Genomic DNA, 14,797 nt, shown 5'->3' with positions numbered 1-14,797 from the left:
ACTTATTTAGACTGCACCAGCCCCGCAAAAGGTTCCATTTGGGAGGAAAGATTTTCTAAAATGGTGGCTGCTCATCCAGTCCTAGGGCAGCATACAGCTGCTGTTCATCCCACAGGGAGATGTCCTGGCCCTTCTCGATGAGCTCCTCAGCACGCTTTTGTTTCGACGTCTTCGACGCCCACGGACCGCACACCAAAATGGTGGTCTTCTTAGTCACGCTCTTACCGACCGTCGCGCCCTTATCAGCCATCCGTTGCCACAGGTCGCCCTTCTCATAAGGTGCGAAATCGCCCGTCAAAGTGACATTCTGGCCAAACAACGGATTGGCCGGATCCGCGTCCCGGTTGGGATCGGGAATCACCTCAGGGGTGGCCACGCGGGCCCAAGGCGCCGACTGCGCGCGCCGGGGCTTCTCGACGCTCACAGGCGTCTCCACTACAGGCTGAGCAGTTCCCGGGGCACTCGAATCACCGAACTTCTTGCGCTGCAGCGCAATGCCCGCGCCACTGCGGTCGCGAAGAACGGGGTAGACGCGGCTCGGCTCGAGCGTGCCCATGGTGAACCCTCGTGAATAGCAAAACTCGCGAAAACTTCCCGTGTAGGACGCACGCCGTGCCAGCGCAACGGCGATACCGCCACAGGCGGCGGCGTCGGCCGTCGCATCGTGGTGCTTCGACAGCTCTACGCCGAGGCCTGCCGAAACCGTGGGAAGCTTGTTGTTTTCAAAGCCCAGCTGTGCCGCACGGGCCATGAGGAGAGTGCAGCCGAAGTGCATGGTTGGAGCTTCGATGCCACAAGCGGCGCAGGCGCGGGACAGCGCCGTGAAATCAAACTGCGCGTTGTGCGCGACCAGTGGGGAGTCGCCGACGAACTCGACAAACGCTGCGAGGCGTTCCGGAAAATCCGGGGCGTCGGTGACGTCTTCAGCGGTGATGCCGTGGATGGCAACGTTGTCCGGATCGAAGGTTTCCAGGCCTGGTGGCGGGGATACAAGCCAGGAAATTTCGTCGGTGGCGACGCCGTCGACAAAGCGAACGGCGCCCATCTGGCAGATGGAACCCCAATCTGCGTTCGCGGTTTCTACGTCAAAGGCAACAAAGCTCAGACCTGGAATCGGCACCTCAGCTGTGTCGGTGGGGGCTTCGCCACGGCGGGCCGCTTCAATTGCAGCAACGAGCTGCTGGGCCTGTTCGGCTTGCCCTGGTGCGAAATCGATGGTGAGGCCTGGGCCGTCGAAAAGCACGAAGCCGGGAATAACCGGCGTGGGGGCCTGGTGGCGGACATCGGTGATGTCGGCGATGGCAATCGAGTGAGACCGGTGACGCAGCGCTTCCATCAAGGGGGAGTATCGAATGTCCACGCTGGTTGTCGTTACGTTGACGTGGGCACCGTGCGCTGCAATCACTGGGGCATCACTCTTTGCTTGGGTCGTAGAGTCGGGAAGCTACCGCGATTCTACTTGGCTGCGCCTTCTTCAGAGGAATCAGCTGCCTGTGCTGGCGGGGTCATCTGCTTGAGCAGCATTGCGCTACGGGCAGGGACCACAAGGTGGCCAGCAGCTGAGTAGATTTCCTCGTCCGCTGGGATGCCGGTCTCGTCGGTCGTGTCGATTTGGAGCTTCCAGCTGCCACCGAGGCTCGCATCTGGGAGAGTGAAATCGATGTCCTCGTGGTAGGCGTTAAAGCACAGCAGGTAGGAGTCATCTGTGACGCGCTGGCCACGCTCATCCGGCTCTGCAATGGCGTTGCCATTGAGGTAGACCATGATTGACTTGCCAGCGGTGAATCCCCAGTCGCTTTGGGTCATGAGGCGACCTTCTGGGTTCAGCCACGCAATATCGCGATCTTCCATGTCCTCGCCCAGCGGGCCACCCGCGAGGAAGCGACGGCGACGGAAAACTGGGTGATCACGACGAATTTCGAGGAGGCGACGCGTAAATGCCACCAAGTCCTTGTTCTCTTCGACGAACTCCCAGTCCATCCAGGAAATCTCGGAGTCCTGGCAGTAGACGTTGTTGTTTCCACCCTGGGTGCGGGAGAGCTCGTCACCGTGGGCGATCATCGGGGTGCCCTGGGAAAGCAGAAGAGTGGTGAGGAAGTTGCGCTGCTGCTGGCGGCGGAGCTTCTTGATGTCCTCGTCGTCGGTAGGGCCTTCAACGCCACAGTTCCAGGAACGGTTGTGGGACTCGCCGTCGCGGCCGTCCTCGCCGTTGGCCATGTTGTGTTTTTCGTTGTAGCTGACCAAGTCATTGAGGGTGAAGCCGTCGTGAGCGGTGACGAAGTTGATGGACGCGGTTGGGCGACGACCGTTGTTGGCGTAGAGGTCGGAGGAACCAGTCAGGCGGGAAGCAAACTCACCGAGGGTTGCTGGCTCGCCGCGCCAGAAGTCGCGGACGGTGTCGCGGTACTTACCGTTCCACTCGGTCCACAGTGGTGGGAAGTTGCCCACCTGGTAGCCACCTTCGCCGATGTCCCACGGCTCGGCGATGAGCTTGACCTGGGAGACGATTGGGTCCTGTTGCACGAGGTCGAAGAACGCAGATAGGCGGTCGACATCGTGCAGTTCGCGGGCCAGGGTGGAGGCGAGGTCGAAGCGGAAGCCGTCGACATGCATTTCAGACACCCAGTAGCGCAGGGAGTCCATGATCAGCTGCAGGGAGTGCGGGTGGCGGACGTTCAGGGAGTTACCGGTGCCGGTGTAGTCCATGTAGTGGCGCTTGTCGCCTTCTACCAAACGGTAGTAGGCGGCATTGTCGATGCCACGGAAAGCAATGGTTGGGCCCAGGTGGTTGCCCTCAGCGGTGTGGTTGTAAACCACGTCGAGGATGACCTCAATGCCGGCCTCGTGGAAGGCTCGCACCATCCCCTTGAATTCGGATACGGCGCCTCCCGGCTTCGTGGCGGCAGCATAGTCCTGATGCGGGGCGAAGAAGCCGAAGGTGTTGTAACCCCAGTAGTTGCGAAGGCCAAGCTCGCGCAGGCGATCGTCCTGCAGGAACTGGTGTACCGGCATGAGCTCGATGGCGGTGATACCAAGGTCTTTGAGGTAATTGATGATCGCTGGGTGAGCAAGACCCGCGTAGGTACCACGAAGCTCCTCCGGCACGTCTGGGTGCGTCATGGTCATGCCCTTGACGTGTGCCTCATAGATGACGGTCTCGTGGTACGGCGTCTTAGGGGCGCGGTCATTGGCCCAGTCGAAGAACGGGTTGATGACCACTGACCGCATGGTGTGCATCAGGGAGTCTTCTTCATTGCGGCCATCCGGATTATCCGGATCCGTGATGTCATAGGAGAACAGCGATGGGTGACCATCAAACTCGCCGTCAAAGGCCTTGGCGTAAGGGTCAACCAGCAGCTTCGAAGGATCACAGCGGTGGCCGTTTGCCGGATCGTAAGGGCCGTACACGCGGTAGCCATAGCGCTGGCCAGGCTGGACACCAGGTAGGTAGCAGTGCCAAATGTGGGCGTCCACCTCTTCGAGCTCGATTCGCTCCTCGTTTTGCTCGCGATCGATGAGGCAGAGTTCAACTTTTTCAGCGACGTCAGAAAACAGAGCGAAGTTGGTGCCCGCTCCGTCGTAGGTGGAACCGAGAGGGTAAGCCTCTCCTGGCCAGATCTGACGGGTGCTTTCCTGAGGTGTTGTCATGACAGATACTCTACTGAACGTTTGCCCAGTGCACCTGACATGATCAACTCCAGACCCGCGGTGAACACGCGTTCTTCCTGATCTTCAGTGGTGCCTTCTTGGTCGAGTGCTACGGCGAGTTGACGGCGCGATTGCTCCTGGAGTGTGGCTCCGACACAGAAGTTGATGAGGGTGCTTGCAGTCAATTCAGCTAAGTCCGCTGGCAGATCTTTGTCCGCTAGGGCGTCGATAAGCCCGGTGGTGATGCGCGGGGTGATGTCGCCGACCGGCAGCGCAGCGGAGACCACTTCGGCGCCGTCGCGGTGGTCGTTCATGGCGGTGCGGAAGACGCGGCACAGCTCTTGTGCTGAGGGCTTTTCGACGGCAATTGCTTGCCACACTGGGGTGAGGATTTCCTCGGCAATAGCTTCGATGAGCGACTGCTTGTTGGGAATATGCCAATACAGGGCGCCCGGCACGACGTCGAGGTGTTTGGCCAGGCGACGCATGGTCATATCCGCGAGCCCGTAGGTGTCGAGGATGTCGATCGCTGCGCCGATGATGCTTTCACGAGTTAACTGCACGGTTTCTAGAATAGATGGCGTCTTCTGTGGTGGTGGGAGCAAAATCGCCCTACACTACTGATACTTAATGTCCATCAGACAAGGAGATAAGCGGACAATGAAGAATCAAACGGCGCTGCGTCGTACAGGTGCTGCGATTGTGGTGGCCTCGGTACTGGTTGTTTCTGGCTGTGGTTCCAAGGAGGAGTCGAAGCCGGCTGCAACGTCTGCGCCTTCAAGCAGCTCGGCAGCAAAGTCGAGTGCTGCGCCTTCATCGCAGTCTTCGGCTGCGCCGTCTTCATCCTCCAGTGCATCCTCTGCTTCAAAGGCCGAGTCTTCTTCGCAGTCGAAGCCAGCTGCAGCAGCTCCTGTGCCAGGCGGCTTGCCACAGGCTCCAGTGAAGTCCAATGTGGAGCCAGCCGCTCAGGGTCGTCCGGGAACTCCAGAAGAGATTCAGGCGATCACCGAGCGAGTGAAGAAGCAGGAATCTGCAACGACGATTCACCAGTACATCAATACTTTCGTGGACAGCATGTGTACTGAGGTACTCAACCAGCAGGGTGGCGCTGCAGCCTTCAACCTGGCTGGTATTCCAGATGCTCCGCTGACTGTCATGCCTGACTACGCAGCAACGGCCACCAAGGTCACCGATGTTACGAATGTCCTGGTGGAGGGTGATCGTGCGACCGCAAGCATCACCACCGTGACTGGCGCGGGTGAGTCCGCTACCAACACCATGGCATTCCGCAACGAGCAGGGTACCTGGAAGATTTGTAGCTAGGGGTTTGGGCGTTGGTGCCCCCATTTCTTGAACAGTGTTCAAGCGACCGTGTAGTGTGAGCCTGTACACACTCGCCGCTTTGGCGTGTTCAAGATTCCAGACATGAGGGAGCCCCAATGACCACGGTCGATACCGACATCCTCGAATTTGCCCGGGACAAGGTTTTGGAGCGCGGCGAGGGTCTCAATAAAGAAGAGACCCTGGCTGTGCTCAACCTTCCCGAGGACCGCATTCAGGAGCTCCTCGAGCTTGCCCACGAAGTTCGACTGAAGTGGTGCGGTGAAGAAGTGGAGATGGAAGGCATCATCTCCCTCAAGACCGGTGGCTGCCCGGAAGACTGCCACTTCTGTTCCCAGTCCGGCCTATTTGACTCCCCAGTCCGATCCGCATGGCTGGACATCCCAGCGCTTGTGGATGCTGCAAAGCAGACCGCGAAGACAGGCGCCACCGAGTTCTGCATCGTCGCAGCAGTTAAGGGACCGGATGAGAACTTGATGCAGCAGCTGGAAAAGGCTGTCGCCGCCATCAAGTCCGAGGTAGACATCGAAGTTGCCGCCTCCATCGGCATCCTGACTCAAGAGCAGGTTGATCGTCTGGCCAAGGCTGGCGTGCACCGCTACAACCACAATCTGGAGACTGCTCGCTCCTTCTTCCCAAACGTGGTGACTACCCACAGCTGGGAGTCTCGTCGCGAAACTCTGCGCATGATCGCTGAGGCAGGAATGGAAGTGTGCTCCGGTGGCATCCTCGGCATGGGAGAGAGCTTGGAACAGCGAGCAGAATTCGCTCAGGACCTCGCGGAACTGAACCCAACCGAGGTTCCAATGAACTTCCTCGACCCTCGTCCTGGCACCCCTTTTGCTGACCGCGAGGTCATGCCAGCTCAGGACGCGCTGCGAGCTATCGGTGCCTTCCGCCTGGCGCTGCCAAAGACAATTCTGCGCTTCGCAGGCGGCCGCGAGTTGACCCTTGGTGACCTCGGTGTTGAGCAGGGCCTGCTCGGTGGCATTAACGCCATCATCGTGGGCAACTACCTCACCACTCTGGGGCGCCCGCTCGAGCAGGATCTGGACATGATGGGCAAGCTCCGACTGCCGATCAAGGCACTGAACGCAACGGTCTAACTAGCTGATGAAGATCGCTGACAATACGGAGCTGCTGGAAGCGATGCTCCTCGGCACTCCGCCGGTCTTTCATCCGAATACCGGTGAAAAGATCCCCGAAAGTGGGGAATTGACCATCACCCTCAGCCCGAGTGCGCGTGCAGGCCTGGAAGCGCCCCGCTACTGCCAAATCTGCGGGCGCCGGATCGTGGTCCAGGTTCGTCCTGATGGTTGGGACGCGAGCTGCTCTCGACACGGCAGCGTCGATTCCAAATATCTGGAGCGCTAGACTTCATAAGTTATGACAGCTTCTCCACAGCCACGCCCCAAGGTTCCACGCTCCGTCGGGGCATTGTCTGGCCACTTTGTGCTCACTCTTGTTGTGTTTGCAGTGGCGGGGCTTGGCTGGGGTTGGTGGCGACCACTGATGACGGGCACCGTCACCGAAGAGCGTTCCGTTGCCATCACCGACCCGCTGGTTCTCAACGGGAATCTCGAATTCGCCACCTTTGGCGTCATGGTGGCGTGCTTCATCGTGCTGGGAATCGCCCTAGCGATTTACAGTGCGCTGAAGTACCGCCAAAACCTCGGCCTCGGTCATCTGCTTTGGGGCGCCTTGTCGACGTTCATCGGTGAGATCGTCTTCTTCTACATCGGCACCCAATTCGCACTGTCTCGGGTGGGGGTCAACGACCCGGAGCATCTCCAAGTCGGATCTACCGTTGAGTACCTGCCCAGCGTGGATATGGGCATTGCGATACTCGTCGCCCCAGTGACATTTCTCATTACTTTGTGGTGCGCTGCGGTTTTCCAACCTGATGATCACTCATCGAGTGGGGGAATCGACGCTGCTTCTGGCAGCGAGCGTGCTAACGTTTCAGGTTAATTAATTGCCACCTGCGCTAAAGGAGTAGCAGCCAATCATGACTACACTGCAGCCGATTGAATCCGAGCTGATGTCGTCGATAAGCCACGGTGCCAGCGGTTTCGGTGGCGTGGTCGCCGATGATGCGTGGCGGGAAGAAATCGCGCGTTTGAAGCGCGAGCGTGGCGCCGTGATTTTGGCTCACAACTACCAGCTTCCCGAGATTCAAGACATCGCTGACTTCACCGGCGATTCGCTGGCGCTCTCGCGCATCGCAGCGGAAACTGACGCCGACGTCATTGTTTTCTGCGGCGTTCATTTCATGGCCGAGACCGCCAAAATTCTCTCGCCACAAAAGACCGTGCTGATTCCGGACGCCGACGCAGGCTGCTCCCTGGCGGACTCCATCACTGCCGAGCAACTCGCCGAGTGGAAAGCCGAGTACCCGGACGCTGTGGTCGTGTCCTACGTCAACACCACCGCGGCGGTCAAGGCGCTTACCGACGTCTGTTGCACCTCCTCCAATGCCGTTGATGTTGTCGCGTCGATCGATCCTGAAAAAGAGATCCTGTTCTGCCCGGACCAGTTCCTGGGCGCTCACGTAATCCGCGAAACCGGTCGCACCAACGTCCACACGTGGGCAGGCGAATGCCACGTACATGCCGGCATCAGCGCTCGTCAGCTGGAACAAGCTGCTCTCGACAACCCAGATGCCGAACTGTACATCCACCCAGAGTGTGGCTGCGCAAATTCCGCCATTTACCTCGCAGGTGAAGGAACCATTGAGCGCGACCGCGTCCACATGCTGTCCACCGGCGACATGCTCACCTCCGCCCGAACCGTATCCGGTGGCACCACAGTGCTCGTGGCCACCGAACTCGGCATGCTCCACCAACTAAAGCAAGCCGCTCCTGATGCACAGTTCCTACCAGTCAACGAGCGTGCCGAATGTGGCTACATGAAGCGCATCACCCCAGCAGCTCTGTTGCGGTGCTTGGCAGAAGGCGCCGACGAAGTCGATGTTGAACCAGAAGTCGCGGCGAAGGCACGTGCCAGCGTCGAGCGAATGATTACTATCGGAAAGCCAGGTGACGGCGAATAATGCCAGATTTCGGCCTTGACCTAACCGACGCACGCTCCATCATCCGGGTAGCCCTGGACGAGGACTTCGCCTACGGCCCGGACATCACCTCCGTCGCCACTGTCGGCGATGGCCAACGCAGCACTGCGAAGATTGTGAGCCGCGAACACGGAGTCATTGCAGGCAGCGCCTTGATTGGTGAAGTTCTCCGCGAGGTGTGCAAATCCGAGGATTTCGAGGTCACCGTCGCCATCGAGGACGGGCAGTCTGTCATCCCCGGCGACGTGGTCGCCACCATCGAGTGCGGAACCCGAAACCTGCTAGCCGCAGAGCGCACCTTGCTAAATCTTCTCACGCACCTGTCCGGCATTGCGACGGCTACCGCTGCCTGGGTTGAGGCCACCAAGAGTACGAAAACAAAGATTCGCGACTCCCGCAAAACCCTCCCCGGAATGCGCAAACTACAAAAGTACGCAGTCCGCGCGGGCGGTGGAGAAAACCACCGCATGGGGCTCGGCGACCGAGCCATGATCAAAGACAATCACGTCGCCGCAGCAGGATCCGTCACCTCAGCTCTGCGCTGCGTCCGTCACGAATTTCCCGACGTATGGTGCGAGGTAGAAGTCGACACGCTCGCCCAGCTTGACGAAGTACTCATCCTCAAGCCGGACGAAGTACTGCTCGACAACTTCGACCTGTGGGAAGTCCAAGTCGCAGTCCAACGGCGCAATGCGCTATCTCCTGACACTCTGTTGGAAGTCTCCGGCGGTTTGACCATCGACAAGGCAGCCGACCTAGCCAATTGCGGCGTCGATTTCCTTGCCGTCGGAGCACTCACGCACTCTGTTCGGACGCTCGATCTCGGGCTCGACTTCGAGTAGGTGGAAATCTTTCCCGTAATCGGGCCTAACGTCCTGGGGAAATGACAGGAAACCGGACTTTTCAGGGGAAAGATTTCTTCAAGTGGGAAATCTTTCCCCTCTTTGGGCATGCCCACCTGCGGAAATGAAGAAATTCCGGTCCAAAAACGGGAAAGATTTCCCCCTATCCCTCGGGCCAGTGCACGGGCGAGTTCCCGCTGATCTCCAGGCTCAGCGAGTCGATGGCAGACAAGATGTCTTGCGTTGCGCTGGTCAGGAAGAGATCTAGCTGGTCTGGGGTGAGTCCGTTGGTGATGGGGTAGGCGGTTTCCACGCGTAGTTGGAGTTGGTCTTCTTCGGTTACCCAGAGGGCGCGCGTTGTCGGGTGGGCTGTGTTCCAGTCGTTGGCGATGAGGAATGCTTTGAGTGCTTCGGATTGTGGGAGTGCGCAGTCCCAGTGTCCTCGGATCAGGATGGATGGGCCGTTGTCGATGAATGCGGCCATGAGGATGTTGTTGATGCCGGTGACGATGAAGTCGTCGCGGATATCCATGTTTTCAATGCCGCGTTCTTTCCATGCCTCGGCAATTGACTGGATGGTGACTGGCAGTGGTTCTTCGTCGATGAGCACTGGTGGTTCGGTGGAGTCGAGGAAGAAGGACATTGATGGTTCGGCGTCGATGGGGCGCGTTGGGTCCCGGTCAATCCCGTAGGGCTGGAATAGCTGGGCGTGGAGGGCTTTTTCGTCGTCGATGATTTGCGCGAAGTCGTCGAGGGCAATGATGTAGCTGCCGAGTCGGGACTGCAAATCCAAGATCGCCATTTCCGATACGTCGCAGGCGCGGTAGACGAAGTCTGCAAGCTGGTCGAATGAGATGCCTGCGCCGATGGGGAGGTGGGCTGCGAAGGACAGGGAGAGGTCGCCCTCGTTGGTGATACGCATGGCGGCCGTCGGGCTGATTCGTTCGGAGTTCCAGGAGGATACGAAGTCTTTGACGTCGTCAAGCACGCCGAACGGCAGGCGACAGCGCAGCTGAGTGAGCGCGACGACGGCGAGTGGCCCGGTGGCCGGCACGGTGAGCACGATGCGGTGGAGGTCCCACGGCAGCAGGAGTCGGTCGGCACCCTCGTTGAAGGAGAATCCAAGTTCGTCTACGGCGGCTCCCAAGGTGGCGATAGTGGGGAAGACAAGAATCTTCTTCTTGTCCGCTTCGCTGTAGGTCACCTGATACCTCCTTCCGGACATCGCGCCTGTATAATTTGCAGTCTAGTGAAAATTCTAAGCCCCTCGAAAAGGGCCGATTCTTGTAAAGAGTCTAAAATACCAGCATCGTGGAGGCCTAGAATAATCCTTGTTTCCACCTTGCCAGATTGGGACTAGAGAGGCTGAACTACCATGCTAAACACCATCGATGTGCGTGGACAAGAACTGAACATTGGCGCCCTCCGCCGTACCTTGCCACGTGCGCAGATGGATGTTGATGCGGTGCAGTCGACGGTTCGTCCCATTGTCGAGGAGATTCGAGCTCGCGGTGTAGTCGCAGCTTTGGAATACGGCGAGAAGTTTGACGGCATTGTGCCGGAATCCGTGCAGGTGCCGGCGGACGTCGTAAAGCAAGCGGAGGCTGACTTGGACCCGCAGATCAAGCAGGCCCTCATGGAGGCCATCGCCCGGGTACGCACGGTGCACGCTGCGCAGAAGCCGAAGGGTAGCACTGTCACTCTGGGGGATGGGGCAGTGGTGCGTGAGGAGTTCCTGCCTGTTGAGCGCGTCGGCCTGTACGTACCGGGCGGCAATGCTGTGTACCCATCTTCCGTGATCATGAATGTGGTTCCAGCGCAGGAAGCAGGGGTTTCTTCCCTGGTAGTGGCCTCCCCGCCACAAAAGGACTTTGGTGGCTGGCCTCACCCAACTATTCTCGCTGCGTGTTCCTTGCTCGGCGTTGAAGAGGTGTGGGCTGTCGGTGGCGCGCAGGCCGTAGCATTGCTCGCGTACGGTGACAACGAGCTCACCCCAGTCGACATGATTACGGGCCCAGGCAACATCTTTGTCACCGCAGCTAAACGGCTCGTCCGTGGCGTGGTCGGTATCGACGCGGAGGCTGGACCGACTGAAATCGCCATTGTCGCCGACGAAACCGCCAACCCGGTGTACGTGGCCTACGACATGATTTCCCAGGCGGAGCACGACGTCATGGCGGCATCTGTGCTGATCACCACCTCGCCGGAGCTCGCGGAAGCCGTCGACAAGGAAATCGAGGAACGCTACGGCGTGACCCTCAACGCCGACCGCGTCGCCCAGGCCCTTAAGGGCGAACAGTCCGGCATCGTGCTTGTCGACGACATTGACCACGCCATCACGGTGGCCAATGCCTACGCGGCAGAACACCTGGAAATTCATACAAAAGACTCGGCAGCTGTCGCTGCCAGGATCCGGAATGCTGGCGCTGTCTTCGTGGGCGAGCACGCACCAGTTCCTCTAGGCGACTACGCCGCTGGCTCCAACCACGTCCTCCCAACGTCTGGCTCCGCAGCTTACGCTGCCGGCCTGTCCACTTACACCTTCCTGAAGCCGATGCACTTTGTGGAGTACACCGCTGAGGGGCTCAAGGAAATCGGTCAGACGATCATCACCTTGGCAGACGCCGAGCGCTTGCCTGCGCACGGCGAGGCCATCAAGGCACGTTTGGAGGAAAGCTAATGGCACTTCAGGATCTGCCACTGCGCGAGGAGCTGCGCGGAAAGTCTGCCTACGGCGCTCCGCAGCTCAATGTCGACGTCCGACTGAACACCAACGAGAACCCATACTCGCCATCCCAGGCACTCATTGATGATCTTGTCGCCGAGGTCGGAAAACTGGCTGCGGACTTGAATCGCTACCCAGAGCGCGATGCCGTCGAACTACGCACTGCGCTCGCGGACTACGTCACCGAGCAGACCGGTGTAACCGTCAACGTGGACAACCTCTGGGCCGCCAACGGATCCAATGAGGTGCTGCAGCAACTGCTGCAGGCCTTTGGTGGCCCGGGGCGGACAGCCATGGGTTTCGTGCCGAGCTACTCAATGCACCCAATCCTTGCGCAAGGCACGTACACCGAATTCATTGGAATTCCACGTGGCGAAGACTTCCGCATCGATATGGCTGCCTCGCTTGAGGCGATTGCCCAGCACCAGCCGGACGTCATTTTTGTGACGACTCCGAACAATCCGACCGGCGACGTGACCTCTCTCGAAGATATCGAGCGAATCCTCAAAGCAGCTCGAGGAATCGTGATTGTTGACGAAGCGTATGGTGAGTTTTCGCCGTCGCCAAGCGCCACGACGCTGCTTGGAAAATACCCGAATAAGCTGGTCGTTTCACGCACGATGAGCAAAGCCTTCGACTTTGCGGGTGGGCGCCTTGGTTACTTCGTGGCGGATCCAGCCTTCATCGAAGCCGTCATGTTGGTGCGTCTGCCGTACCACCTGTCCACGTTGTCCCAAGCGGCCGCGATCGTCGCGCTGCGCCACCGGGAAGACACGCTGGCGACCGTCGCGAAGCTTGCTCAGGAGCGGGATCGTGTCGTGGCCGGACTCACCGAGCTCGGGTACACCGTGATCCCGAGCGAATCGAACTTTGTGTTCTTCGGTCCGTTCGAGGACCAAAAGGTTGCTTGGCAGCGATTCCTGGACGCGGGCGTCCTCATTCGTGATGTCGGCGTGGCGGGGCACCTGCGCGCTACGATTGGTCTACCTGCAGAAAACGACGCCCTGCTTCGGGCCGCTGAGAAGGGGAAATAACATGCGCATCGGACGGGCTTCACGCACGACCAGCGAGTCTGACATCAAGGTTGAAATCAACCTTGATGGTTCAGGCAAGGTCGACATCGATACCGGCGTGCCGTTCTTCGATCATATGCTCACCGCCTTCGGTGTCCACGGCGCCTTTGATCTGACCGTTCATGCCAAGGGCGATACGCACATCGACGCTCACCACACCGTTGAGGACACCGCTATCGTCCTCGGTCAGGCATTGCTCGAAGCAGTGGGGGATAAAAAGGGAATTCGTCGCTTCGGCTCCGCAATGCTGCCGATGGATGAAACCCTTTGTGAGGCCATCGTCGATATTTCCGGGCGCCCATATTTTGTGATTACCGGCGAGCCTGAGCACATGGTGCACCAGATCATCGGCGGGCACTACGCCACGGTGATAAACGAGCACTTCTTCGAAACTCTCGCGCTGAATTCCCGCATCACGCTGCACGTTCGCTGCCACTACGGACGCGACCCGCACCACATCACCGAAGCGGAGTACAAAGCTGTAGCCCGTGCCCTGCGAGCTGCAGTGGAAAAGGACCCGCGCCTCACTGGCATCCCATCGACTAAGGGCGCGCTGTAGCTCATGGCGGAACTTGTTACAGTGGCTAGCGGTGCATCCGAGCCGAATTACGCATTCGTGTATGTACTGTTCATAGTCGCCGGTCTGTTGGTCGGTGGCGCGTGGTCGGCGTACCAAGCCGAAAATAGGAAAGCAACGTACGCTTTGGCTGTGACATCGGCGCTAGCGCTAGCAGCCGCAGTGATGTTCTTGATGGGAGAAATGACCTAAGTGGTAGCAAAGGCGAAGAATCGGCGGCTGACCCGAGACGAACTCGAGAGCCTCACGAGCATGTGGGAAAGCCCTGGATTCCTCGCCACCATCGTTGCTGTCGCCGCTGCCTTCGGTGGCTGGGCGCTCCTGCTTCCCGTGGTCCCACTCGCCGTCATTCAAGCCGGCGGATCTGATACCTATGCTGGCGCAACCACCGGCGTTTTCATGGCAGCCACGGTTCTCACTCAAATCATCACCCCACGGCTGTGCCGAACTTTCGGCTACATCCCGGTCATGAGCGTCGCCGCGTTCCTGCTGGGTGTGCCAGCAATTGGACTGGCGGTGAGCATTGATCCGCTGCCTGTTTTGCTGGTCAGTGCCATTCGCGGAATCGGTTTCGGAGCGTTGACGGTTGCAGAATCCGCACTAATCGCTGAGCTAGTCCCCATGCGATTCCTCGGAAAAGCCGCCGGCATGCTGGGGCTCGCCGTCGGGCTTTCTGAGCTCATCTTCCTGCCACTGGGCCTTTATTTGGCCCAGCAGGTTGGTTTCAATGCGGTCTATGTCCTTGGGGCTGCCACGGCTCTTGTCGCAGCTCCCATGTGTCTACTGATTCCTCGAATTCGGCCGGAGGGTAAGAACTCCGACACTGAAGTGGAGGAGAAGATGCCGGTACCGATTTGGAAATTGGTGACGGTTCCCGCGGTGGGCATCAGTGTCGCCTCCATGGGTTTTGGCGTTGTGTCCACCTTCCTGCCCGCAGCAGTACGGGAGTCCGATGCGGTCAATGGTGCACTGTTTGCTGGTGTGGTGCTGTCCATCGTGGGTGGGGCGCAAATGGTCTTCCGCTACTTCGCCGGCCTCATCGCGGATCGCCGTGGCCAGGCGGGGCTCGTGATGGCGCCTGGTCTACTTGCAGGCGCACTCGGTCTCGCCTTGATGTCCGTCACCGTGCTCAACGATTGGTCCGTGTGGCTGTTGTTCCTTGCCGCGGTGCTTTACGGTGGCGGTTTCGGCATTGCACAAAACGAGGCCCTGCTCATGATGTTTACCCGGCTGCCACGCAGCAAAGTTTCCGAAGCATCAGCGCTGTGGAACATCGCCTTCGATTCGGGCACCGGCATCGGCTCATTCGCGTTGGGAATGGTCGCAACCGCCTACGCGTATTCGGGCGCTTTCGCCGCCGCTGCTGGAATCATGGTGCTCGGCCTGTTTGCAACGCTTCTCGACGCCGCCCTGGGGCGCCATCGCGTGAGTGAGACCAACAATATTCAGGCCCGACTCAAGCGGGTGTCCCTGCCTCGGCCCGCACGAATGAGGAACAAGCGCAAGTAGTTACAATAACGG

15 protein-coding genes are annotated in these 14,797 nt (G+C 59.3%); 11 read left to right on the top strand and 4 right to left on the bottom strand.

Going from position 1 to position 14,797, the window contains the following annotated elements:
• Positions 1-55: 55 nt before the first annotated feature.
• From WG939_RS02225 to WG939_RS02215, 3 genes are read right to left on the bottom strand one after another with little or no spacing between them, the layout of a single operon-like run.
• Positions 56-1,405, bottom strand: a complete 1,350-nt coding sequence (locus tag WG939_RS02225) for an exonuclease domain-containing protein (RefSeq protein WP_339981979.1) — start codon at positions 1,403-1,405, stop codon at positions 56-58.
• A 50-nt stretch (positions 1,406-1,455) separates the two neighbouring features.
• Entirely contained in the window at positions 1,456-3,648 is a 2,193-nt protein-coding gene (glgX, locus tag WG939_RS02220) for a glycogen debranching protein GlgX (protein ID WP_339981976.1), read from the bottom strand.
• Complete coding sequence (locus WG939_RS02215) at positions 3,645-4,211, bottom strand: TetR/AcrR family transcriptional regulator C-terminal domain-containing protein (protein ID WP_339981975.1); 567 nt, start codon at positions 4,209-4,211, stop codon at positions 3,645-3,647. The genes glgX and WG939_RS02215 overlap by 4 nt, the downstream gene beginning before the upstream one ends.
• A gap of 97 nt (positions 4,212-4,308) precedes the next feature.
• On the opposite strand from WG939_RS02215, the gene WG939_RS02210 reads away from it, so the two are divergent.
• The 6 genes from WG939_RS02210 (at position 4,309) to nadC (ending at position 8,901) form a co-directional block, all read left to right on the top strand.
• The gene (locus tag WG939_RS02210; protein ID WP_339981973.1) at positions 4,309-4,971 is read left to right on the top strand and encodes a hypothetical protein; all 663 of its coding nucleotides are present in this window, start codon (positions 4,309-4,311) and stop codon (positions 4,969-4,971) included.
• Between the two features lie 116 nt (positions 4,972-5,087).
• Positions 5,088-6,095, top strand: a complete 1,008-nt coding sequence (gene bioB / locus WG939_RS02205) for a biotin synthase BioB (RefSeq protein ID WP_339981971.1) — start codon at positions 5,088-5,090, stop codon at positions 6,093-6,095.
• Between the two features lie 7 nt (positions 6,096-6,102).
• The gene (gene bsaP / locus WG939_RS02200; protein WP_339981969.1) at positions 6,103-6,363 is read left to right on the top strand and encodes a biotin synthase auxiliary protein BsaP; all 261 of its coding nucleotides are present in this window, start codon (positions 6,103-6,105) and stop codon (positions 6,361-6,363) included.
• Positions 6,364-6,375: 12 nt separating this feature from the next.
• Positions 6,376-6,960, top strand: a complete 585-nt coding sequence (locus WG939_RS02195) for a hypothetical protein (RefSeq protein ID WP_339981967.1) — start codon at positions 6,376-6,378, stop codon at positions 6,958-6,960.
• Positions 6,961-6,997: 37 nt separating this feature from the next.
• Complete coding sequence (gene nadA, locus WG939_RS02190) at positions 6,998-8,041, top strand: quinolinate synthase NadA (RefSeq protein ID WP_445227850.1); 1,044 nt, start codon at positions 6,998-7,000, stop codon at positions 8,039-8,041.
• A complete protein-coding gene (gene nadC / locus WG939_RS02185; RefSeq protein ID WP_339981965.1) occupies positions 8,041-8,901 on the top strand; it encodes a carboxylating nicotinate-nucleotide diphosphorylase in 861 nt (286 codons plus the stop codon). The genes nadA and nadC overlap by 1 nt, the downstream gene beginning before the upstream one ends.
• A 163-nt stretch (positions 8,902-9,064) precedes the next feature.
• On the opposite strand, the gene WG939_RS02180 is transcribed toward nadC, so the two are convergent.
• Positions 9,065-10,105 carry a YbjN domain-containing protein gene (locus WG939_RS02180; RefSeq protein WP_339981963.1) on the bottom strand — a complete coding sequence of 347 codons (1,041 nt, stop codon included), beginning with the start codon at positions 10,103-10,105 and terminating at the stop codon, positions 9,065-9,067.
• Between the two features lie 171 nt (positions 10,106-10,276).
• Between WG939_RS02180 and hisD the strand changes: the two genes are divergently transcribed.
• From hisD to WG939_RS02155, 5 genes are read left to right on the top strand one after another with little or no spacing between them, the layout of a single operon-like run.
• A complete protein-coding gene (hisD, locus tag WG939_RS02175) occupies positions 10,277-11,581 on the top strand; it encodes a histidinol dehydrogenase (protein WP_339981961.1) in 1,305 nt (434 codons plus the stop codon).
• A complete protein-coding gene (locus tag WG939_RS02170; RefSeq protein ID WP_339981959.1) occupies positions 11,581-12,660 on the top strand; it encodes a histidinol-phosphate transaminase in 1,080 nt (359 codons plus the stop codon). Before hisD ends, WG939_RS02170 begins: the two co-directional genes overlap by 1 nt.
• Before the next feature lies 1 nt (position 12,661).
• On the top strand, positions 12,662-13,258 hold the full coding sequence (hisB, locus tag WG939_RS02165) for an imidazoleglycerol-phosphate dehydratase HisB (protein ID WP_339981958.1): 597 nt from the start codon (positions 12,662-12,664) through the stop codon (positions 13,256-13,258).
• Positions 13,259-13,261: 3 nt separating this feature from the next.
• Positions 13,262-13,468: a hypothetical protein gene (locus WG939_RS02160; protein ID WP_339981957.1), complete on the top strand. Its 207-nt coding sequence runs from the start codon at positions 13,262-13,264 to the stop codon at positions 13,466-13,468.
• A gap of 60 nt (positions 13,469-13,528) precedes the next feature.
• Positions 13,529-14,785, top strand: coding sequence for an MFS transporter (locus WG939_RS02155; protein ID WP_339981955.1), 1,257 nt, complete (start codon positions 13,529-13,531; stop codon positions 14,783-14,785).
• Positions 14,786-14,797: the final 12 nt, after the last annotated feature.

This window comes from Corynebacterium sp. H130, from assembly GCF_037572395.1.
GTDB lineage: Bacteria > Actinomycetota > Actinomycetes > Mycobacteriales > Mycobacteriaceae > Corynebacterium.
Note: the sequence above shows the minus strand (reverse complement) of the source record. Positions and strands in the feature narration are given on the sequence as shown.